Raw genomic sequence first — 23,743 nt, 5'->3', positions numbered from 1 at the left:
TGACAATATAAATAGTCAAGCCTTTTCAGTTTACTTGAATAGATGCCATATTACAATATCTAATCATATTTCCTTAACTACTGTTACAACACCTATTCAATCATCCATCGTTACAAAGGTAAGCAGAGACATTATACTACATTATCCCATTAATATTAAATACTAATTTCTAACAAAGACTACTAAGTAACTTTCTTTTAATAGCAAGAATGGGGAGAACAACTGGTTTGAACTTTATTCCTTCAACAAACTTTGGTATACCGTTTTCCTACTGCAGATAAAGGAAATCGCTATCTTACTTCTAATAAGAGAACCATTGAAGATCTTTACATAAACTGCAATCAGGTGATAAAACACCTTTAGACAATCTCACAAAGAAAGCATTAATCCTATTTTCCAAAATAGAAACAGCATAAATAATATCCCCGAAATTCCTTATATCCTTCTTGCCTCAAGTATTCTTGTAATTTTCAACCATACACTAAATAGTTTTAAAGCAAATCCTTCGCGTTTCAAACTAATTGCACAGATATACTACCACGGTAGTCTTTCAATCAGTATTTCAGATTTAAGCTTTACGGCGTTTATAGGCATTTTCACTATTCTCATCATGTTCTTCATAAGTATGTAATTGCCAAATACACAAATTCTCAATAGCACGTGTACAACCTATGTACCATTCATATGGCGTCAACTTATTAGGTTTATCCACAATTAAAATAACGTGTTTACGCTCCAGTCCCTTAAACTTAACTGCAGTAGTATATTGAAGTTTATTAGGCTTTAAACTAAGATTCTCAATCGTAAGCTCCTCCATTCCCATTTCCAAGATCAAATCTGCAACGTTATTCTTACGCTGCCAAACTTTACTTTGAACGAGAACAATAACATCTTCTGCCATTAAAGAGGAACTTGGGTCATTTATATTCTTTATAATTTCCTCCATAGCATATTTCAATTCATCTCGAGTATCAAAAGACCTGAGTTCAATTTCATCATACTCATGATGTGTTGTAACATCATCCCAGTCTTCAGGATGACTCTGTATATGTTCAGCAATTTTTCTAATCTGTGTCTTTTGAGCACTACGCCTAACTTTGTGAAGTTTAAAGTGTGTAAAATACTCTTTCAAGAAATAAGCATAATCCGTAACATCCCTTCCGAAAAGTGAAAAACTTTGATCCAGGTCATATAGCAACATGATATTACCTTGCTTCATTCCATTGTGATCACCACATAACTTATGCATCATCAAGTGTAAGTTGCGATCGAATAGATCCTGCGCTTCGTCAATAATCATAAAATCGTAATTTGGTAATTTACCACTATCTTGCAAGTAGTCAATTGTTTCACGAATATATGCAGCAAACTTACTTGGTTCTAAATAATACAAATCACTCTCATTTACATTTGGCAAATTCTCAATGACGAACTGCGTAAATGTCATACAGTCAATATTCACTTTCAGTTCCTTAAATCGTTGAGCATTATAACCACACAGAAGCAAATTCCAACACAAGTAAATACCTTTACGACCAACTTGCATTTCAGCATAGGCCATTGCCATTGTCGTTTTACCTGTACCAGGAGCACCTTCAATCATTAGCCTTGGGTTTTCAGATAGCGAATACAAAATATCAAGATTGCGTTCTTTCAACCAAGCGAGAGAATCACGACTTTGGAACACATTTGTATCCGATACGACAGGGTTAAAAGTATTGACGATAGTCTCAATCTCTCCAGGAGTTAGATTGGAAAAGCGAATTGGATGAATACTTTCTAATTTATGTTTCGAATAATCATAAATGTGCATTAAAAACTTTTCAATATTCTTGTACTTATTCCTTTTGGTGTACTCACTATAAATCAATTTAGAATCATAGATTGTATTTTCAATGGGAATCATTGTAGTAGGAAAAGAAACAGCTTCACAAAAAGCAATATGCTTAAAGCTCGGAAAAACCTTATTCATTAAAGTATATTTATATCCTTTAACCTGTTCAAACGGGTTTTGGTTTAACCACTTTTTTCGCTTGCCATCTTTATAACAAAAACGGCCTTGATCAACAGAAATATTTCCTCCCTTCACCTCCATGACAATAATTCCAAATTTAGAGACAATAATAAAATCGAGCTCTGCATCTGCTTTTACTCTCTTGATCATTGAATTATCGTGGAACGGCAACTTCATACTATACCACACGTACCAATCGTGAGGGCTATCACTTAGCGCATCCACTATATCCTTGTAAACTAAGAATTCACCATAAGGAACTTTTACTCCATTTATCAATAATTGTTCTAACTCATCCAAAGGATACTCTGGATAGATTTGTAATGACATAACTATAACTTTAAATATCCTCTAATTTAACAATAATAACAGATATAGTACGTTTTTTTAATAAGATATAACAGTCATTTTACTATAATCTTTTTGTCATAGCTCTTGCATTTACATAAAAAAAGGTTTCTACACTTTATTGTAAGAAACCTTTTTTGATATAAATAACTGTACATGCTCTATCCATAGAGAAATAACAATGTCCATAGAAGTTTATCCTATCCCTTTCTTATTTTATACCTCAACAGCAAAGCAAGATTTAAGATAACGCTGTTTACAGCCAAAAAAAGGTGGTTAAAATAACCACCTTCTTACTATTCTATAGGAAACTCAGGACGTCTCATCTTAAACTTACTACCTGACAGTGCCTCAAGAAAAGACACTAAAGATTTTATTTCAGATTTACTTAATTCTAAAGGCTTCATCAAAGAATCAGTCACAGGATAAAGCGGATCTGCTAATTTTTGCTCAGGCTTAGGATCAATCATATGCATCCCACTATTATACATATTCACAATACCTTCTAAGTCATCGAACAAACCATTATGCATCCAAGGTCTTGTATTCAACAAATCTCGAAGTCCAGGAGTTTTAAACTTACCTACATCATCAGGATTATTAGTCACGACATATCTTCCCAGGTCTTCGAATTTACGTTTGTAATACGTCAAACCAATATTGTGAAAGGATTCGTCTGTAAAATACTGTCCGTGGTGACAATTCATACAGCGAGCTTTCGTTCTGAATAAATGCATTCCATAAATCTCATCTTCCGTTAGGGCATTGTATTTTCCATCTATGAAAGCATCTACTCTACTTGGTTGACTTTTAATTGTACGTTGAAATGAGGCAATTGCACCTACAATTCGATCGTATGTAATTTTATCATCTCCAAAAGCATCAATAAAGTACTTTTTATAGCCTTCAATTTTACTCATTTTTGCAGGTAATTCAACTACGTCCATTGCCATTTCATTATGAGCACTCAAAGGTCCATTTGCTTGTTCTTCTAAAGAGTTTGCTCTACCATCCCAAAAATAAGAAGTACGCTCGGCTGTATTATACAAAGAAGGTGTATTGCGTGCCCCTTTTAAATGATCATGTCCTAATCCTACCATACGTCTATCAGTCCATCCCATTTCAGGATCGTGACAAGAACTACAAGATATTTGATTAGATTTAGACAGCTTAGGATCGAAAAACAACATTCTTCCCAACAATACTTCTGGCTTAGCCTGATCTACAAAATAAGCTGTATCTCTTTTAATACTTGAAAATTCACTCCACTCTACTCCTGGATCAATCGTTGGCTTCGGCCACTCATTAATCGGTTTCTTGTACATTTCCACTATTTTAGTGTAATCAGGAGTATCACTCCACAAAACACTTGTAAACTCAGAACTAAAACTAACCAGTCCAAAAGCTATGACTCCAGATAACAAATAAACTATCTTTTTCATTAATTATTTTATTAAATAACAATTCATTAAAATGTAACCCCTAAGGTTGCACTAACGAAATTGTTTGTTTCATTCACATTATATTTAACCTGTTCAAATTGAGTTTGTACAAAAATATTAGGTAAGTTCTGTACTTTAAAATCATATCTAACTACTAAGCCACAATTAAAATAATTTGCAGAGTTAATCATATAGTCCTGTTTAACCCATTGATTCATAGCAGGGCTATAGTGGAACTCTTTCAATCTTTCTGTTGTTTCTTTTAAGTTTCTAACCTTAAAATACGGTTTTAGACTAATTGTACTTGAAGTATTAATACTTCTCAAATAATCTACTTCAATACCTAAATGAATATATGTAAATCGTTGTTTAACTTGTGTATCCCTTCTTTTTTCATCTGTTTGTTCCACTCCAAATAGCGGAGTAACAGTGAATCTACTTAAAGCAGTACTATACTGATAGAAAATAGAAGTATAAATGTCGCTGCGTACAAATTTATACAACTCTTTCTCTGCAATCTTGGTCTCTAATTTTTCGACTTTCGAATAAAAATACTCTGTTCCTCTCGATTCACTCAAGAGGTAACTTACTTTAGCTCCAAGGCGATGTTGTTCAAAATCAATGTATTTAACAGCACTTACTGTATACTTTTTGGTTTCCAATTTAGACATATCTTTTGCAGGAGAACTGCCTATCCCTTTATCTACTTGAAATTTGCCAAAAGCTCCTTGAATCACAAAATCTTTCCCCTTATTCTTAGCAATGGTACCTCCAACATCATAACCAAAACCTTCGTATAAATTAGTCATATCAACAGCCGAGCTAAAATAGTAATTATAAGATCCCAAGCCTGTCAGATGATAAGCGATTGGTTTACCTAATAAGTTTACAAACTTCAAACTTGAGTTTTGTGAATACTTATTCAAATGAGTATATACACCAATCTCGTAATCTTTAAAGACATTATAGGTAATACCTAAGTGCACCTTCAAATCAGAAACGGTATTTTTAGGTCTTGGATCCACTTCCCTATAACCGCTTTTTGCCGTATAAGTAACCTCAGCACCAAGTGTAAATTTCCGCCATTCCTTAGCAATACCTCCACTAAAGTGATAAATATCTTGCTTCATCGTACCACCAATAGAATCCCCTACAACATAAGGACCCAAAATATGCCTATCCATATTTTCATTCCACATCATATTCTTTTGCTTTTGATTCTTATATGAAGCACCACCCCAAATAACTTTGTTCCCTTTCAATCTTTGGTAAGAAAAAGTATTGACACTAAAAGCGTCTAATCCATCACCATCTTGTACCAAATAAGCATCTTTCCGATCAGACTGATAATTCATATTCAATTCAGAATACGACAAGGGAATTGCCGAATACATATACGAGCGATTAGCAAAGAACTCCTTTCCAAATTCAGTGTACACGTTCGTTTGTAGTTCTCTATTAATATAAAGACTATCCGCAACTACGTGCTGAGCGTAAGTCTGCAGTGATAAGATAAAAACAAATAAACCACTGATACTATTTACAACAATCTTCTTCAATCTTGTCCTTCTTTAATTGTGAATAATTCCATCTAGTAAAGACGCTCTTGATTCGGGAACAAAATCAACTGATGAATTATTGGTATCTTTATATACTTCTCTTCCAAATTCATTCTGTCCTAAACCTTTTCTACGCACCGATTTACCATATCTTCCCTTATCACCATCCGATGTTGCACAGTAAGTAAAACCACTATCAATACCAGCACTTGTAACCAAACGCTCCAGCTTATCAGGAATACTATTATTCACACCATCTAATATCCAATTATTTGGAATTTTATAGCGACTAAAACTCTGCTCTTTTCCAGATCCAGTCAAGTAAGAATAGTCATACTTGTGCTCACTTAACCAACTATCAACACTTTCTCCATCAGGAAAACGAGCAATAATATAACCTGTATAACCACGGTCATGCATGACAAACATACCAAAATTCATTTTTGTATAAATTACATCAACGTTTGGTACACTTGGATTATCTGGCTGCACTTTTGGACCGTCTAAAGTTGGAAACTCAAAGTCAGCTTTTGTTAAGTCAGGTCCAGCCACATTGGGCAGGTTGTGATTCTGTGCATTGTCTGCAATAACGATAAAGTCACCAGGTTCAACAGGATAGTCCGTTCCATTACCAGGTAGCATCATAACAGATTGACAAACAAATGCCTCATCTAAAATGAATGGGGTTTCTTTATTATCGCGTGTAGTCATGAAGTCAGATTGAGCGATTAACAATCCATCTGCATAGAGCACTCTATCTGTATTATTGACAATTTTAAAATACCTACCCGTTTGGTATGATTTTCCTTCATTGGTCTGAAAACCAGTGTAAAATAATTCTTCAAAAATAAAATCATCAGTAAATTGTTTAACTGTCAATTTGATATTCACATTCGTTACTTGACTTGTAATATCAAGCATCTCGTTTTTGCTACCTAAAATTACTTCTTCACCATCCTCAAGAATACCAATACCTTCCGAAGACATTCGGTAGGATCCCACTGGAAGCGCAACTGAAAAATAAGGCGTATTCTCAGCCTTTTCGATTGTCTTCATCCCTGTATTCACCTCGGTAAATTCGACTTCTAACTCTTTAATTTCCTTAACATCATCAACTTTAAATGTCATAGAAACAACGGCATTCTGAGTTAATTCAGTTGCGTTATCATCACTAAGACAAGAGCTAACAGTTAAGCTCATTACTGTTAATAAAACAGCTAAATATATTTGTCTAAATTTCATTTTCTAAATATTAAAATTGATTTCCATTCCAAAATAGGGACCACTATCATCTTTTCTATTAACTTTCACACCGTTGAAGGTATAAGATTCATAATGCGTAAATAGTCGATTAACAAACATTGACGCTTTTACAGACTTATATATTCGCTTAGAAATCTTAAAGTTTGCATTAAAAGTAAAAGGCGTGCGTTTCTCCATCCCGTCAGTGCTCGAAACATTTCTAACTAAATGTTGAAGCATTGGATCCTTCATACTCTCTTCAGTATACTCATGTACAACATTATCAATACCTATATAAGCATAAGGAGCTGCCACTCGATTCAAATTCAAATCTCTTCTAAACAAATCACCTTGTAGAGAAGCTGAAATATTCATATCTAAGCTTGGTAAATAAGTATCTACAACCAAGTTATAAACTAACGAAGACCTTCTATACCCATTATCATCAGCATATATACCGGCATATAAAAACTCTTGACCATTTACAGATAGACCAGGTCTATGCAAAATAGGAGCGCTATTTGAATAAGTAGTTTTAAACCAAGCTCCATTCAAAGTAAAACGAGTATTAATACTTTCGAATCGCGGAGAACTATATCCAAATTCAATCCCTGTTTTAAAAGTATTACTACCGTTTTCGGTATGAGAATACTGTGACATTACTTGCTTATTGGTAGAAGTGGAACTATCTAAGTTAGGGCGGCCTAACTCGTCATTCCACACGATATCCTTAGCTTCATATCGATCGTATTCAAACCCCATAAACTGTGTCATATCTCTAAAACCTGTTGACATCTTTTCGTCGAAGTAAGTAATATAGAATTTATGTTTATTATAAGCTAAATCCAGTCTAATCTCGCGTTTGATATTCTTTGCTCCAATCAGGCTTTGATTTTGCAAAGACATTCTATACGTATAAAATTGAGCATAGTAGTTATCATTTTGTGGATCATAATAACTTACTTGAGCCATATCAAAATATCTATCTTGTGGATATAACAATGCCAGAGTAGGTTGTTTATAGAGTTCACCATATCCTACAGTGATATCTGTTTTCAAAAAATCATTCCCTATCTTCACCTCAGGTAATCCCCATTGAAAATTGACACGTGGCTCTACAAAAACGCGGTCACTAATACTAAAGTCCTTGCTAATACCTAACATTTTAGACATGCGAAGTCCTCCGTATAATTGTAAGTGATGTGCTCCCAAGTCATACTCCATTCTATCTCCAATATAGGCAGCTAATAATTGTGAAGCAGGTATATCCTTAAAAGGTCTTGGTCTTTTTACAACACCTAATGTTGGAGGTAACATAGGGTCGTAGACCTCACCATCTCCGTTGTTTTTAGAATATCTAAATTCAATACCGGATTCAATCTCATGACTAATCCCCCCTGTGACAAACCCCAAAGTAGTTTGTAAAGTTGTATTTATGTTCAGAGGTCTTCCTTGCGTCTTGTAGTTTGACACATAAGAAGAAGGTAGAAAAACACCTTCGTTAACTCCTGTCTCGTTTGATATAGGTATGGCATTTCGCCCACTTTGTTGAACAAAGACACTTCCTTTGATATCCTCTATTCCTTGAGAGATGTATGTATTCAATTTTACATTATTAAACACCGCATATTCTGGGAAGTTCAATTGTAAATTATTACCTAATGAAAAGTATTGTTTACTATTCTTATAAGAATCTGTACGGTCAAAACCTGTATCAGGATCAAACTTATCATTGTCGATCGTTCCACTATAATCAAGATTGGATTTCCAAACTAACTCCGTATCATTCAAAGTCCATGCTTTCTCCGAACGAAGTGAAGCAGAAACTCTCTTATAATTCTCAAGTACATTTCGCGGTTCACTTTTAGCATCTAAAAAATCAACACTTGCATTCAGCCTCCAACCACTTTTGGTATCAATTCCCTTTCCTACATAATACAATTTACTAAAGCCATCCACTTTAAAGCGAGCTTGTAAAGGAGTATACCCAACCTTTCTATTGATTTTAATCAATCCTGAGGTTAAATCACCATAGGCAGCTGTAGGAATACCGCGAATCACTTCAACACTTTCAATATCATTGGTAGCAATACTACGCATATCAATACCTATGTGAGAAGTTTTGCCAAGAGGACCTGATGTTGTATTTGAGGATACTTGTAGATCCGCATTAGAATTAAGCACATTCCCATCCATCATAAACTGAACTCCCAAGGAACTGGTATTATAACCACTACTGCCATTTTCACGTAATAGCACAGGGTTAACACTTGTCAAGATAGGATCCTTTGCTTGACCACCTGGCAATAATTCCATAAGATCCGTAAAGCTTGAAGGTTGCAAATGTTCCATCGCTTGGCGATTAATCACTGAAGTAGAAGTTAAACCTTTACTTTCTGTGGCCGTGATAATCATCTCCTCTAAAATGTTAGCATTAGGCGTTAAAACAATTTCTCTTGATAAATCACCTAATAAGGATACTGAAAATTCTTCATGCTGAAATCCAATATGATTCACATGAATAGTATAATTATCGGGAGTTAAGCTAAAAATAACTTCTCCCTTATCATTAGTCAATTGGATATAACTTTGATTCTTACTATCAACAGCGATTATGGTGGCATCTGTGATGAGTATTTTGGCAGAATCAACTGCTCTTAAAGATAAAGAAACTTTGTTGCCTTGACCAAAAAGTAAAGAGCTGAATAACAAAACAATAGTTAGAAAAATATGTTTTGCTAAATGTGTCGCGCATTTCATTCAAATCTATTTTCAAATAGGTTGACAAAAGTAGTCAAGAAAAATACATTACGCAATTTATTTAGACTTGGTTCAAATTAATTACACATATATATTTAAGATTTAATATAAATAGCATAAAAAACACATATTAAACAAAATAGATGAAAAATACTCAACATATTAAACCAATTTACATTATAAACACATCATTACATCCAAGTCCCCATCATTAACACTATACTGATTACTTCTAAATAAGAAAAAACTTCTTTAGAACTGTCTCTAAAGAAGTTTTTTACATACCATTAAAGTAAATAAGCGTTACTTCGTTGGAAAAATAGGACGTTCCATTTTATAGTAACTTCCTGACATTGATTCTAAAAATGCTACAATAGCTTTTATTTCTTTCTCATTTAATTTTAATGGTTTCATCAGTGGATCTGTTAGAGGAAAGAGTGGATCTAATGCTTTCTCTTCCTCTGTAGGGTCTATCATGTGCATCCCACTATTATACAAATTCACTATTCCTTCTAAGTCATCCATTAACCCATTATGCATCCATGGCTTAGTCACTAATAGGTCTCTTAAAGAAGGTGTTTTAAATTTACCCACATCATCTGCCTTTTTGGTATGTAAGTATAATCCTAAGTCTTCGTACTCTCTCTTGTAATATGTCAATCCTATATTGTGAAAAGACTCATCTGTAAGATATTTACCATGATGACAATTCATACATCCTGCCTTAGTTCTAAATAAGTGCATTCCATATATCTCCTGTTCTGTTAGGTACTGATACTCTCCTTGCATAAATTTGTCGAAACGACTAGGCTGACTTTTAATTGTCTTTTGAAAAGTAGCTATTGCCCCCACTATTCTTTCATAAGTCACTTTGTCATCTCCGTAAGTTTCTTTAAACAAGGGCTTGTACTCTTTATACTTGCTTAACTTCGCTGGTAGTGATTTGACATCCATATCCATTTCATGATGAGCAGATAAAGGTCCCATCGCTTGCTCTTCTAGCGTTAATGCTCTACCATCCCAAAAGAAAGAACTACGCTCAGCAATATTGTATAAAGAAGGAGTATTTCTGGCTCCTAATAAATGATCATTCCCTAGTGATACCTGTCTATGGTCTGTCCATCCCATTTCAGGATCGTGACAAGAGCTACAAGATATCTGATTAGACTTTGATAACTTAGGGTCAAAGAACAGTGCTTTACCTAATACCACTTCTGGCAAATCTTGTGTCTCATAGTATAATGTATCTACCTCTATTGCCCCAAACTCTTTCCATTCTACACTTTTATCTATTATCGGACTAGGCCAATAGCTTATAGGTCTTTTATATTGATCTGTAATCTCTGTGTATTCTGAAACTGATCTTACCTCAAAATTAGTGTATCCTATAAATAGTAATACCGCCCCAATAATAACACCTACCTTTTTTTTCATCTATCTTCTCTCTCTTTTAAAACGTAATCCCTAAACTCATCATCACACTACTGTTGTTTTGAAACTGCTTATAATTTTGGAAATAATACTCTCCACCTACAAATACATCTATTACTTTCGGCAAAGCAAAATCATATCGAACCTTAAAGCTTCCTTCCCAATACTCTGCTATCTGAACAGCATAGTTATCAAGTAGCATTTGATTTATAGCATTACTATTTCCATAATTAAAAGTAGCCTTTTCTTTAGCAGTTTGTCTTACCTTCCAATTAGAAGCTACTGTCAATAGACTTCTATCCTTAAATGTGTACATCCATTGTAAATCTGCTCCCATATAGGTATACTGAATATCTGTTTTAGAATAAGGCTTTTTATAACGTTCTACCTCTTGAGTTATTCCTATATACGGTAAGATACTATACACACTATTTAAAGTTCCATACTTAAATACTCCACTTAATCTAAGACTCTTATTCTCGTATTTATATTGTTCTTCTTGTCCTATCTTTAAATAGTTCGTAGCGCTCACATTGACAAACAAATTCTCTGTACCCTTTCTCGTCTTCATGTTTCCATCTAAGCGAACACCTAACTGAGTAGCTTGTACATCAAATAGCTTCCCTACAGAGAAGAAATGCTCTACCTCCTTAACTTTAGAAACTTGCAAATCATAGAAATCAGGCAGTAACTTCTCAAAACTAAAAATATTCATTCCCACTGTGGCAAACCACTTCTTCTGATAAGTGTCATATACTTGTAGAGAAGTACCATACCTCCAACCATCATAATAAGCCTCTCTTCTTTTTCCTTTCAATAGATTATTGAAGTTTCCCATTCCACTCATCTCATATATCACAGGAAATCCAGTAGGACTATAAAAGTCCATCTTGTGTTTCTGTGTATATTTCTCTATTGAAGTATTTACCCCTATAGTAAAGAACTCCTTAAATACTCTACTCACACCTATATTCCCTCCTAATCGAGCAGAGAGGTTCTTAGGTCTAGGGTCTATATTCCGGTATTCCATCTTCGCTTTATAAAAACCAGAGATACCGATATTGTACTTTCCTAATCGTTGGGCATAACCACCAGCGATATGATAATCTTCATACTTAATATCTCCACCTACACTATCCGCTACCACATACGGAAATATTAAATGGTAATCCGCACTCTCATTCCACATTACATCTCTTCGCTTACCTTGTTGATAAGTAGCACTGCCCCACACAGCACTATGCTTATCTAATTTATGGTAAGCATTCGCTTGAAAAGACAAATCATCTCTGTTTTTACCCTCTTGAGCTAAGGTTGTTTCATTCTTACTATTCTGTTTTGCGATTTCGAAAGAAGTTAAGCTGTACTTTCTATAGTCTAAATAGTGAGATGGATTGACATAAATAGGTTCTTCAAAATGATGTATTACATCTTGATTCTCCTTTACTTTTATTGCCAATGAATCTGACTGTTGACCATATCCCCATACAGTACTCAACAATGACAACAGACATAACCCAAAATGAAAGTGCTTCATACTACACTAATTAATATTTAAATAATGACGGTCTTACTGCAGGTGCAAAGTCAACTGTCGAATTATTAGTATCTTTTAGAACATTGTTCCCTGCTGCATTCTTACCTAATACATGTCTTCTTACAGCCTTACCATATCTTCCTTCATCCCCTACATGTTGTGTGATATAAGTATACCCCATATCTACTGATGGAGATGTTACATTCCACATATACTCATCAGCGATACCTAAGTTTACAGCATCTACTATCCATGAGTTTGGAATTTTAATAGCAGAGTCTACACTAGGATATGCTTCTCCTCCGAATATCATTTCGTACTCATAATCATATATATTATCTACTACTAGCTTCTCCGTTGTCATTCCCTCAGGCATTTTCACTAAAGCATAAACATAACTTCCTTGAATATTAACCACTAATTCATCGTGAATCGTAATCATTTTAGCTGCTTTTAATCCTACTACATCATGTACACCATCTCTAAAATTCTGAAACTCTGCGTTAGTCAAATCAATTGAGTTGCTGTTAAATTCTCTATGGTTAATAGCATTCTCTGCAAAGATTACTGATTTGCCTGGCTCTACTGGGTGGTCTTTTCCTTTACCTGGGAACTGTAAAATAGCTCCAGCAGACAATGCCTCACTCATAATATTAGGTGTATAATCTTGCTTATCATTTGTCATAAACTTAGATTGTACAAATAACATTCCGTCTAAATACAATACCTCATCAGAGTTATTTGTTATTTTAAAGTATTGGTCATCTGTATACTGAAGTCCTTGTGGTGTTTTAGTCCCTGCGAAGAATACCTCTTCTATTACAAAACCTGTACTACTCGTTTTAAATACGATATCGATAGCCTTAGTCATTTCTCTACCCGAGATCACTACTCCTTTAATAAAGTTACCTACTTTACTCTCCTCTACTACACCGTTTACTTTATGTGTGATTACACCTTCTACTGTGATATCATAAGTACCCGTAGGAAGTGCTTTCTGTATTTTCTTATCTCCTTCATATACTAACTCCGTTTTCTTATTAGAGTTTAGTTCTGTCAAGTAAATAGTCATCTGTTTTATCTCTTCTATCTTCGCATCTTGAGGATCATTAATCCAGAATGTTACGAAAGTCTGCTCATCCCCTGTCATATTGCTATTGTCATCAGAAGAACAAGCATTAAAACCTAATACTACTAGTAGTAAGCATAATGATTGTAAAAGTCGTTTTATCATTTTTATAAGTATTTATAGATTAAAATTTATTTCCATTCCGAAGTAAGGGTCTCTTAGCCCCTTTCTGTTTACCTTAGTCCCATTCACAAAATATGGAGCATAATAGGTAAATAGCTTATTAGCAAACATAGACACTGTGATCTGCTTGTTTCTAAAACTCTTAGATAGCTTTAAGTTCACATCCATCAGCATAGGTGTTCTTCTAGATTTATCTGCATTGCTATGTTGTGGGATTACTAATTGTTCTAACAATGTTCCTTTTGCCTCTTCTGCATCATAAGGTCGTAATTCTCCATCTACTCCTACATAGTAGCTAGGCATTCCATTCATCGGTTCATTCTTTGCTAAGTAGTACCAGTTAAACTGAAATGAAGTAGAGAATTGTAGATCTAGTTTAGGGATATATGTATCTAATAATAGATTACTATTTAGCTGTTCGTATTTGCTCTTAGGTTCCATTTCATCGTATAGTCCTAAGTATGGATAAGGCTTACCATTCACATTAGCATTAGAGTTACCACGTCTATAAGTTGGTAAGCTATTGCCATATTCAGTTCTAAACCATGCCCCACTAATTGTAATACGTGTATTAATTACAGATATTCTATTAGAACTATACTGAAACTCTATTCCTTCTTTATCAGTTCTACTTCCATTGCGAGAGACATTGTATAAGAAGTTTTCATTAAACTGTTCGTAAGGAAGATCCTCTTTATTCGGTGTACTCATGATATGATCATGATCTATATTAGAAGTATCATATCTCTTATAATCAAAGATTCCATACTGGTTCATCGTTCTAAACCCGTTACTCATTCTTTCTTTAAATACTGTAAAAGTCAGCTGATGAAACCCCAAATTCAAATCTAACCTAGCCTCTATCTTATTGTTTAAAGCAGGTGTCAGTGCTTTGTTCTGTGGATCAAAAACGGTCGTTTTATAATTAACTGTACGATAATCAGGATTACTGTGAAAATAGTTTAACTGCTGAACGTCTCTATAGTATTTCTCTGGATAAAGAAGATTTAGGTCAGGAAATAGTCTCTGCTGTCCCCATCCTAACGTTAAGTCTACTTTTGCTTCCTTATTCGCTACCATAAATGAGGGTAGTGTCCATTGTACATTCACACGTGGATCGATATACATCTTTCCACTCATAGTGAAATCATTAGACAAGTTTTGCATAATAGATCCTCTCGCTCCTAATGCTAATGTTAGACCGTGTTGTCCAAATTTAGCAGAGGAAATATGCTCTGCAAACAAAGCCGTCGTTACATAAGCAGGAATATCCTTATATGCTCTGTTTCTATAAGTAGATTTAGGATCTAAAGGCTTATAGATATCATAGACCTGACCTCTACCGTTATTCTTACTATACTGCCAATCAATACCTGCGCGTATATCTGTAGAAATAGCAGACATATTATAACGAAATGCACTTACTACCTTAGCGAAGATATCTAGTGGCTTACCATCTACTACACTCTCTGCAATATAATTAGCCGTAGGAAAAAAACCATCGTACTCACCATCCACCGTAGAAAGTGGCAATGCTGTAGCAGCCTCTAGCTGTACAAACTTTGTCTGGTTAATCTTATCAAAACGTTGATTAAACGTAGTCTGTAATTCTATACTTCTAAAGAAAGATTCATTTCTACTCTCATAAGTCACTATATTACTCAGACTATAGAACTTATTATCCACTTTATATTTATTCGCACCTGTCAGGTCAATATCTGGATCAGACTTAGCGTCATCTATAGACCCTGTATAACTTAGGTTGGATACCCAAGAAAACAATCCTCCATTGTTTAAATTCTTATCCTTACTCACGCGTACAGTACCTGTCACACGCTTATAACTCTCTAAATCATTGCGAGGTTCTGGTTTAGCATTTAGATAATCTAACCCTACATTTACCTTAAAGCTACTGTCCTTAGATTCAAAACCTTTATTAACAGCAAATAGTTTACTATATCCATCTGCTTTAAAACGTGCTTGCCATTTAGAATATCCACTCTTTTTCGTGATCTTTACTACACCAGAAGTAAGGTTTCCGTATTCTACAGAAGGGATTCCTCTTATGATTTCTACTTTCTCTATTTGATCTGTTGAGATTGTACGCATATCAACACCTGAGCTAATATTGATATTCTTATTAACACCTGATGAAACATTATCCATATAGCCATAAGTATACTGAAGGTTTGCACCCGAGTTTAGTTGTGCTCCATCTACTACAAATAAAGTCCCTAGAGAAGAAGTGTCATATTGTTTATTTCCAACACCCCCTATATTAGACCCCACTCTACCTACTTCTCTCAGCTGTATTTTATTGACACCCCCTAGATACGGATCTTGTGCTCTACCGCCAGGTACTAATTCCATTAAGTCAGCAAAACTAGAAGGCTGTAGATGTTGCATAGCCCTTCTATTAATCACAGAAGTACTCGTAAGTCCCGTCCCTTCTTTAGCTGTAATCACGACTTCTTCTAATTGATTCGTTTCAGCCTTTAAGGCAACTGTAAAATTATTGTGCGTTAAGGTATTTAGCTTCTGGCTGTAAAAAGAATAACTGATGTGCTGTACTTCTAAAAGATAGTTATCAGGCACTAGTTTAAAAGCCACCTCACCTGCCTCATCTGTAAGTTCTAAGACAGACTCCTTATCACTTTTTATCATCACCACAGCTGTAGGGATAGCTACACCATACTCATTCTGCACTTTGATCGAGATAGGAGAACGAGTATTCTGCCCATAACTGAGAAAGTGAATGAATAACGATAAGATAATAATAGTTAGTTGGGTTGGTCGTGTGATAATAGTAAAGTGTTTGAGCATCACGACTGTATTATGTTTTATGGGGCAAATGTATAATCTAAAATCATTCTAAACAACATTATTTAGAAGTAATTTAAATAACAAACCTCAAAACACAGTCAAACAAGCTCTTAACTGATAAAAATTAACATTTAAACTCAAATCAATCTAAATAAAACAACGATTCATTTATTAAGACATCTTCTGTTTTGGCAGAAAAAGTACGTTATATGTCATTTATACATCATAAAGCCTTCTTACCTTTGTCTTATCATAAAACAAGATAGCAGTATGAATACCCCACTACATCATATCGGATTTCTATTATTACCTCAAGTACAGCTACTGGACTTCGCAGGGCCGAGTGATGTATTCAATACTGCTAATCAGCTCATGATCCGCACAGCTACATCTGCACTTACTCAATATCAAATCCACTTAATCTCCGGAACAGTAGACAAAAGTGTACTTACTAGTGCAGGCATTAGTGTAAAGTGTGATTATACCATTTATGACCATCATATTCCATTAGATACATTACTCATCGCTGGGTCTAAGGCAGACCTAACGCATGACTATGATCCAGCTGTGTTACATTGGATAAAGGGTATACAACCTACTGTAAAGCGTATAGGTTCTATCTGTATAGGAGCTTTTTTACTAGCCAAGACAGGATTACTAACCAATAAAAAAGTAACTACACACTGGCAATATGCTAAAGTACTCCAGGAGACTTACCCTTCTATTCGACTGACCTATGATCACTTTTATATCAAAGATGACAATATCTATACTTCTGGAGGAATTACTTCTGGTATAGACTTAGCTCTAGCCTTAATAGAAGAGGACAATGGATATACACTAGCCTCTGATGTATCAAGATATCTAGTAGTGAATCTAAAAAGAACAAACACACAAGAGCTCTATAGTACATTAATACCCGCTGATATAGACCTCACTTCATTAGTTAGAAAAGTAAAACAGTATATCACAGATCATCTAACCCAACAAGCGGTGACTATTGCAGAACTTGCAGATCATGTCTATATGAGTGAACGCAATTTTTCAAGGGTATTTAAGAAAGAAACAGGAATGACTCCAGGTGCTTTTAATGACTGTGTGAGAATAGAATATGCTAAGCGCCTATTAGAATCTACAACTTACACTATAGTAGAAATAGCTAGTCAAGTAGGATATACTTCTGATCATGTATTTAGGAAGGCATTTGTCAAACTAGTCAAAGTCACTCCTACTCATTATAGAAGTGTGTTCCAATCTACAAGAATTAACCTTTAGCATTTAGTTACCAACTAAGTAATCACAAATAACCCAAGACAATACCGATATCGAAGCCAGCCTTCGACAGATCCTCTATTGTCTTCTATCAACAATAAAATATGACAACAACAAACCGTCCCCTTAATGTAGCCTTTATCATTTTTGATCAAGTGGAAGTATTAGATCTTAATGGCCCATTAGATGTATTTGTTAAAGCAAATGTGCTTAAACCCAACAGCTATAATCACTACTTAGTCTCTGCGACGAAAGAAGTAGTCAAAACAGAAGCCAATACGACTCAAATCTTACCTCAGTACAGTTTTGAAGACTGTCCTACACCGGATGTCATCGTTCTACCAGGAGCTAACCCTGACATCGTCATGAACTATCTACAAGACGAATATTTCCAAAATACTTATACTTCTTGGATAGTAAATCAACACCAGCAAGGTGCTCTGTTATTTACAGTATGCACAGGTAGTTTACTTCTGAGCAATACAGCACTTTTTAATGGTTTAGAAATAACCACACACTTTATGGGGATAGAAGCATTAGCACAAGCGCTGCCAAAGGCTATAGTTCGCACAGGTATGCGCTACATAGACCAAGAAAGAGTGCTGACGACAGCAGGTATCACAGCAGGTATAGACGGCGCTCTATACTTAGTCAGTAAACAACTTGGTGAAGATATAGGTCAGACTATTAAACAACTATTTGAATACAAAGGATAAAAGACAAAGGCGATTTAGTTCTTAAGTCGCCTTTTATAACTCATTAATAATACAAAGCAGGTCACAAGCAACAATACAATCATGATCACGGTCGAATCAAAATGACCATTCACACCACTGAAGTATGACTGACCTAAAACAATACTTATTTGCTGTTACTTAATGTAAGTTTACCTTCAGTTGATAGCCAATCTACAGCACTGATGCTGTAAACACAACACACTGTTAACTCGATTTCATACTATACATTCTACTGGATACAGAATCTTTTGCTTACCCTTATATAAAAACAATTTACCTATAGCTATGTACTCTTTTACTTGGGAGTTTATTACACTTTTCTCGCACCTTTCTTGCACCTTTCTTCGACAAAACACCCCTTTTAGCAAGGAAACTCCAAGAAAACCCCAAGAAAACTCCAAGGAAGTGCAAGAAAACCCCATCAATAACATCATCCAACATCCTATTAAGAGCTCATCAACATCATCGTCACTCTCGGTAATTTAACCAATAGAAAACACAAAACTTTTATGGGGTAAAAAAAAATGGATTAGCATTCTAAAAAACACTAATCCTATTTTTATATTCTTTAATTAGATGAAACTCACCTTGATTACTGCTTAGCAGCTGCTTTAATGAAAGTTAACTCCTCCAATGAATAACCACTACCATCAAATAAAAGTTTTCCAGAAATCATAAACTTCTCATTGCTATCTTCTGAATAATCATCTAAAATAAAAACCATACTATCAGCTGTTACCTTATTAATATCAGTAACACTAATATAGTTTCGAGGAGTTTCACCTCCAGGCTTGTAAGAAACGCTTGCCGAACTCATAAAAATATTAGCGTCAATCAATTTGGTTCCCTGACAATATTGCTCTGTTGTAATAGTAATTTTATTTTTACTATTCATACGCAAAGGTCTTTTAGAACAAAAGGAAATATATCCCTCCACTTGAATTAACTTTCCGTCCAATGATTTGTCTTTAGGCAAATTTAAAATTTGCTCAGCACTATAAAGTTCACCCACTGGAGAAGGTTCTCCTTTCTTCTCACAAGAAGTAAGTATCATTGCAGAAAACAACAATAAAAAAAGTAAATTTCGCATCATAATATGATTTTGTTAAATAAATAATTCCCGAATTTAACAAAACAAATAGCGATAAAAAAATAATTGTAAACAGTTTGCCCCTCCCTTGCGTTTTTGCACAAGCATTAAAACTACAATAATGTATAGTTTAGTCGTACCTAATTGCTTTGACTGGAGAAATCTTAGTAATTAAATAAGAAGGAATAAGTAAAACTAATAGTGCAATAATAACAACACCAATGTTCAATAACAAAACATCTGATAAGCGAATCAATACAGGCGCTTCTCTCACATAGTATGCGGAAGCATCAAGTTTAACTAAACCTGTAAACTTTTGTAAGTATAATAATCCTAATCCAATAAGGTTTCCATAGAACAAACCTTTCAAGATTAAATAACAAGCATTGTATAAAAAGATTTTGCGTACAGTCCAATTATTAGCTCCTAAAGCCTTTAATATTCCAATCATTTGTGTGCGCTCCAGGATCAATACCAAAAGTGCTACAATCATATTAATAGAAGCTACCACAATCATAATGATAATGATTACCATAATATTAAAATCAAACATATCAATCCAGCCAAAAACATTATTATACTTTTCGACTATAGTACGGCTATCAACAGAAGAAGGTAAGTCTAAATAAATTTGAGCGCCAATTTCTTCAATCTTATCAAAATCTTTAACAATGACTTCGAATCCACCAACTTGATTAGATTTCCATCTATTCAAACGTTGCACATGCTTAATATCACCTATGACAATATTTTCATCGAACTGCTGCAAGCCTGAATTGAATATACCTACAACTTCGAACTGACGCACATTGGGTACTTTATTTCCCCATTCTTTCATAAAATAGGTTGTAATCTTATCCCCTACTTCCAAATGCAATCGATTAGCGATATACTCGGATAGCAAAACTTCATTACTCATTGCTGCCTGGGTTTTCGGCAATCGACCTACTGTAAGGTACTTTTCGACCTCTGTTAGATCGTAAAGAGAATCAACACCCTTATACACAACACCTTCAAAAGCAGACTCTGTTCTAATTATCCCAGCTTTAGATGCGTAGGACTGTATTTTCTTTATGTCTTTAACCGAGTTAAATGCCTCGTATTTAGACAAATCAGCATCCAGTGGTTTTAAAGTAATATCAGTTGCGTTATTATCATAGCTTGTAATTACGACATGCCCACTAAAAGCTGAAATTTTATCTCTAATTTTGTACTTTAATCCTAAACCAGTAGCAACAGAAACCAACATCATAACAATTCCCATTGCTATAGCTGTAATAGCAATTTTAATTATTGGCGTAGAAATACTACTTTTATGATTCTTTGTAGTTACTAATCGTTTGGTTATAAAATATTCTAATTTCAAGACAAATATGATATCAAGTTCAATGTTCAAAAATACATTTTTATTCTCAGTCTTAGCCTTGCTACTGACAGTAAATTTTCAATTACACGCTTTTAATACGAAAAAAAAGCTTTCAAATGAGGAAAGAACAATAATCGTAGGTGCACAAAATAGCTCCCTATATCTCGATAAAATAAAGAATAAGAAAGTAGGTATTCTTACAAATCAAACAGGCGTGGTAAAGTCAGATCTTACTTCAAATGACTATGACACCTCTGTTGTTGACTACTTGTTAAGCAATGGTGTAAACATTACAAAGATTTATGCACCGGAACACGGCTTTAGAGGTACAGCAGATGCAGGAGAACTAATCAAAGATGGCAAAGACGCTCAAACAGGCTTGCCAATCATCTCACTTTATGGAAACAGTAAAAAACCCTCAGTCGAACAATTGAACAATATTGATGTCATGTTATTTGACTTACAAGACGTTGGAGCACGATTTTACACTTATATATCTTCCTTACACTACCTTATGGAAGCATGTGCGGAAAACAATATTCCCGTTATTATACTTGACAGACCTAACCCAAACATAAGTATCATTGATGGACCAACTTTAGAGATGGAAAACAAAAGCTTTGTGGGTATGCATCCCATTCCGGCTATGCACGGAATGACCATTGGTGAATATGGACAAATGATTAATGGTCAAAAGTGGTTGAAGAAAGGGATTCAATGTGACCTAACAGTTATCCCTGTTCTAAACTATGATCGAACAAAGTCATATGACTTGCCAGTTGCCCCTTCGCCAAATTTACCCAATCAAAAGGCAATCAACCTCTATGCGAGCTTGTGTTTCTTTGAAGGGACGAATGTGAGTTCAGGTAGAGGTACTAATTTACAGTTTCAAATCTACGGTTCCCCTTATCTCAAAAACATGCCCTATTCTTTTACTCCAAAACCAAATGCAGGAGCTAAGGACCCTATGAACAACGGAAAAATGTGTTATGGGGAAAATTTAAGTGCGATAGAAAACGTAGATAAATTAGAAATCAAATGGTTGCTAAAAGCATATCAAAACTCTGTAAATAAAGAAAAGTTCTTCACTAATTTTTTCATCAAGTTAGCTGGAACAAATAAATTGAAACAACAAATAACCTCTGGAAAAAGCGAACAGCAAATCAGAGCAAGTTGGCAAGATGATCTTGATCAATTTAAAATAATGCGTTCGCCATATCTAATCTACTAATAGGCTATCTCTTGACATCAAAGACTAAATTATACATATCACGACAAGCTTTTATGCTTATTGGTATTGTCATCCTAATCGTGACAATTATCGCTATTTATTTTCTTAGCTCTTCCATCAATAAGAACAATCAAGAGACCTATAAGTATATTACCTCAAAGAACTTTTATCAAAAATTACGTTCGCTCGAACAAGAGTTTTACAAAGTTGATGAGCACCTTCTATCATTAGATCAAATCGCTACGCAAACGCCATTAGATCAACTTAAAATCAAATTTGAAGTACTAAATGAGGTTTACAGTCACGGCAATATTATCAAGACCAATTGGTACATTGTATTAGATCAGAACAATCAAATAAGTGATTATTACGTAGGCGATATTACCAATTTAACCGATAAAAATATATTTGTTCAGCACATTCTGAATAATCCAGACAAATCAACATACAATGATTTCGTTGCTGATAACAAACAATACTTTTGGTTGATGTACAACAGCTATAAACTGAACGATAACAAGCGTTTAGTCTACGGTATTACGGTAGATATGAAAATGTTTCACAAATACCTTACAACAATAGATGTTACTACACCAAACTACGCCTATATATTTACGAAAGAAGGATTGTGTATCTATCATCCTGAGATATCAATCATAGGGAAAAATGTATTCGAATTACACAATATATCACCAAAAGATACTATCCCACCTACCAAAGTGACCAATCCCGATGTCGTGGAATCTGAGTATTTAAAACTTGATGTATTTAGATTTGTCAGCTCTTTTAAATCCGAGAATTTCAAAGGGTATATCACAGTTAATTTTCCGAAATTCAATGTCGATGACAACATAGCGCCAATTGAGCGAAACACTATTTTAATTTTAATCACAACGGTGTTGGTAATTGTCATGCTTTTCTACTTTTTCACCTTAGCAACACGCAAGGTATATATAGAAAAAGAGGAGCTTGCTGTTGAAAATGAAAAGGTAAACAAAGAGAAAGCACTCATCCAATTACAACAACTAAAGAATCAGATTAACCCGCACTTTTTATTCAATTCACTGAACTCCCTCTTTATGTTAATTGACTTAGACAAGTCAATGGCTCAGAACTTCACGTTAAATTTAAGTAAAATATACCGTTACTTAATCACTCCTCCTCAGGACAATATTGTGAATTTAGAAGACGAGATCTTTTTTATTACAAAGTATATTGAACTACAGAAAATTCGCTTTAAAGACGTTTTAGAATTTGAAATAAACGACAATAGAAAGGAAAACAGTTGTTATAAAATTCCTTTTTTAGCTTTGCAAATTACCATTGAGAATGCTTTAAAACACAATATACTAACGGGAGAAAAACCTTTGTTAATTCAGTTAATAATCGATGACGATAAAGCAAAGGTAATTAATAATCTGCAACCAAAGAAAGTAGCACAAGAAGGAGAGTTATTTGGTCTAAAATACTTAGAATCAATATATAAATACTACAATATAACTATGTTCAGTGCATCAGCACATGAGAATACATTTGTATGTATATTGCCTTTGATAAAATGTTAAAATTATCCACTCACTCCCCTTTTTAATCCACTCACTCCCATAAATTTTTTAGTTATAGCGAAGTGCTTTAGCTT

15 protein-coding genes are annotated in these 23,743 nt (G+C 34.5%); 4 read left to right on the top strand and 11 right to left on the bottom strand.

What is annotated here, in order from left to right; all coding sequences use genetic code 11:
* Positions 1 to 568: 568 nt before the first annotated feature.
* The 9 genes from NWE55_RS10510 to NWE55_RS10470 form a co-directional block, all read right to left on the bottom strand.
* Positions 569 to 2,344 (bottom strand): nuclease-related domain-containing DEAD/DEAH box helicase, encoded by a 1,776-nt coding sequence (locus tag NWE55_RS10510; RefSeq protein WP_258204050.1) that lies wholly within the window; start codon positions 2,342 to 2,344, stop codon positions 569 to 571.
* Between the two features lie 314 nt (positions 2,345 to 2,658).
* On the bottom strand, positions 2,659 to 3,804 hold the full coding sequence (locus NWE55_RS10505) for a cytochrome-c peroxidase (protein ID WP_258204049.1): 1,146 nt from the start codon (positions 3,802 to 3,804) through the stop codon (positions 2,659 to 2,661).
* 26 nt (positions 3,805 to 3,830) lie between these two features.
* Positions 3,831 to 5,363, bottom strand: a complete 1,533-nt coding sequence (locus NWE55_RS10500) for a DUF6850 family outer membrane beta-barrel protein (RefSeq protein WP_155091069.1) — start codon at positions 5,361 to 5,363, stop codon at positions 3,831 to 3,833.
* Positions 5,364 to 5,375: 12 nt separating this feature from the next.
* The gene (locus NWE55_RS10495; protein WP_155091070.1) at positions 5,376 to 6,605 is read right to left on the bottom strand and encodes a DUF4876 domain-containing protein; all 1,230 of its coding nucleotides are present in this window, start codon (positions 6,603 to 6,605) and stop codon (positions 5,376 to 5,378) included.
* 3 nt (positions 6,606 to 6,608) lie between these two features.
* Complete coding sequence (locus NWE55_RS10490) at positions 6,609 to 9,365, bottom strand: TonB-dependent receptor plug domain-containing protein (RefSeq protein WP_155091071.1); 2,757 nt, start codon at positions 9,363 to 9,365, stop codon at positions 6,609 to 6,611.
* A gap of 303 nt (positions 9,366 to 9,668) precedes the next feature.
* Complete coding sequence (locus NWE55_RS10485; RefSeq protein WP_155091072.1) at positions 9,669 to 10,799, bottom strand: cytochrome-c peroxidase; 1,131 nt, start codon at positions 10,797 to 10,799, stop codon at positions 9,669 to 9,671.
* A gap of 16 nt (positions 10,800 to 10,815) precedes the next feature.
* On the bottom strand, positions 10,816 to 12,333 hold the full coding sequence (locus NWE55_RS10480) for a DUF6850 family outer membrane beta-barrel protein (protein WP_155091073.1): 1,518 nt from the start codon (positions 12,331 to 12,333) through the stop codon (positions 10,816 to 10,818).
* Positions 12,334 to 12,343: 10 nt separating this feature from the next.
* A complete protein-coding gene (locus NWE55_RS10475) occupies positions 12,344 to 13,567 on the bottom strand; it encodes a DUF4876 domain-containing protein (protein WP_258204048.1) in 1,224 nt (407 codons plus the stop codon).
* 12 nt (positions 13,568 to 13,579) lie between these two features.
* A complete protein-coding gene (locus NWE55_RS10470) occupies positions 13,580 to 16,408 on the bottom strand; it encodes a TonB-dependent receptor (RefSeq protein WP_155091075.1) in 2,829 nt (942 codons plus the stop codon).
* Between the two features lie 270 nt (positions 16,409 to 16,678).
* On the opposite strand from NWE55_RS10470, the gene NWE55_RS10465 reads away from it, so the two are divergent.
* Both NWE55_RS10465 and NWE55_RS10460 read left to right on the top strand, forming a co-directional pair.
* A complete protein-coding gene (locus NWE55_RS10465; RefSeq protein ID WP_160339448.1) occupies positions 16,679 to 17,683 on the top strand; it encodes a GlxA family transcriptional regulator in 1,005 nt (334 codons plus the stop codon).
* 101 nt (positions 17,684 to 17,784) lie between these two features.
* A complete protein-coding gene (locus NWE55_RS10460) occupies positions 17,785 to 18,396 on the top strand; it encodes a DJ-1/PfpI family protein (RefSeq protein WP_155091077.1) in 612 nt (203 codons plus the stop codon).
* Positions 18,397 to 19,009: 613 nt separating this feature from the next.
* Here NWE55_RS10460 and NWE55_RS10455 read toward each other — a convergent pair.
* Together NWE55_RS10455 and NWE55_RS10450 are read right to left on the bottom strand one after the other, a co-directional pair.
* Positions 19,010 to 19,510, bottom strand: a complete 501-nt coding sequence (locus NWE55_RS10455; RefSeq protein WP_155091078.1) for a hypothetical protein — start codon at positions 19,508 to 19,510, stop codon at positions 19,010 to 19,012.
* Positions 19,511 to 19,637: 127 nt separating this feature from the next.
* On the bottom strand, positions 19,638 to 20,873 hold the full coding sequence (locus NWE55_RS10450) for an ABC transporter permease (protein ID WP_155091173.1): 1,236 nt from the start codon (positions 20,871 to 20,873) through the stop codon (positions 19,638 to 19,640).
* A gap of 7 nt (positions 20,874 to 20,880) precedes the next feature.
* Between NWE55_RS10450 and NWE55_RS10445 the strand changes: the two genes are divergently transcribed.
* Both NWE55_RS10445 and NWE55_RS10440 read left to right on the top strand, forming a co-directional pair.
* Positions 20,881 to 22,104: an exo-beta-N-acetylmuramidase NamZ family protein gene (locus NWE55_RS10445; protein ID WP_155091079.1), complete on the top strand. Its 1,224-nt coding sequence runs from the start codon at positions 20,881 to 20,883 to the stop codon at positions 22,102 to 22,104.
* Between the two features lie 53 nt (positions 22,105 to 22,157).
* The gene (locus NWE55_RS10440; RefSeq protein ID WP_155091080.1) at positions 22,158 to 23,669 is read left to right on the top strand and encodes a sensor histidine kinase; all 1,512 of its coding nucleotides are present in this window, start codon (positions 22,158 to 22,160) and stop codon (positions 23,667 to 23,669) included.
* The last annotated feature ends 74 nt before the right edge of the window (positions 23,670 to 23,743 follow it).

Source organism: Myroides albus (assembly GCF_024722315.1).
Lineage (GTDB): Bacteria > Bacteroidota > Bacteroidia > Flavobacteriales > Flavobacteriaceae > Flavobacterium > Flavobacterium album_A.
This window is presented reverse-complemented; position numbering and strand designations above follow the sequence as displayed.

What these genes read in the sequence shown, in the direction of transcription:
- NWE55_RS10510 (WP_258204050.1), bottom strand. Translation starts at nt 2,344, where the DNA reads ATGTCATTACAAATCTATCCAGAGTATCCTTTGGATGAGTTAGAACAA.
- NWE55_RS10505 (WP_258204049.1), bottom strand. Translation starts at nt 3,804, where the DNA reads ATGAAAAAGATAGTTTATTTGTTATCTGGAGTCATAGCTTTTGGACTG.
- NWE55_RS10495 (WP_155091070.1), bottom strand. Translation starts at nt 6,605, where the DNA reads ATGAAATTTAGACAAATATATTTAGCTGTTTTATTAACAGTAATGAGC.
- NWE55_RS10490 (WP_155091071.1), bottom strand. Translation starts at nt 9,365, where the DNA reads ATGAAATGCGCGACACATTTAGCAAAACATATTTTTCTAACTATTGTT.
- NWE55_RS10485 (WP_155091072.1), bottom strand. Translation starts at nt 10,799, where the DNA reads ATGAAAAAAAAGGTAGGTGTTATTATTGGGGCGGTATTACTATTTATA.
- NWE55_RS10480 (WP_155091073.1), bottom strand. Translation starts at nt 12,333, where the DNA reads ATGAAGCACTTTCATTTTGGGTTATGTCTGTTGTCATTGTTGAGTACT.
- NWE55_RS10475 (WP_258204048.1), bottom strand. Translation starts at nt 13,567, where the DNA reads ATGATAAAACGACTTTTACAATCATTATGCTTACTACTAGTAGTATTA.
- NWE55_RS10470 (WP_155091075.1), bottom strand. Translation starts at nt 16,408, where the DNA reads ATGCTCAAACACTTTACTATTATCACACGACCAACCCAACTAACTATT.
- NWE55_RS10465 (WP_160339448.1), top strand. Translation starts at nt 16,679, where the DNA reads ATGAATACCCCACTACATCATATCGGATTTCTATTATTACCTCAAGTA.
- NWE55_RS10460 (WP_155091077.1), top strand. Translation starts at nt 17,785, where the DNA reads ATGACAACAACAAACCGTCCCCTTAATGTAGCCTTTATCATTTTTGAT.
- NWE55_RS10455 (WP_155091078.1), bottom strand. Translation starts at nt 19,510, where the DNA reads ATGATGCGAAATTTACTTTTTTTATTGTTGTTTTCTGCAATGATACTT.
- NWE55_RS10445 (WP_155091079.1), top strand. Translation starts at nt 20,881, where the DNA reads ATGATATCAAGTTCAATGTTCAAAAATACATTTTTATTCTCAGTCTTA.
- NWE55_RS10440 (WP_155091080.1), top strand. Translation starts at nt 22,158, where the DNA reads ATGCTTATTGGTATTGTCATCCTAATCGTGACAATTATCGCTATTTAT.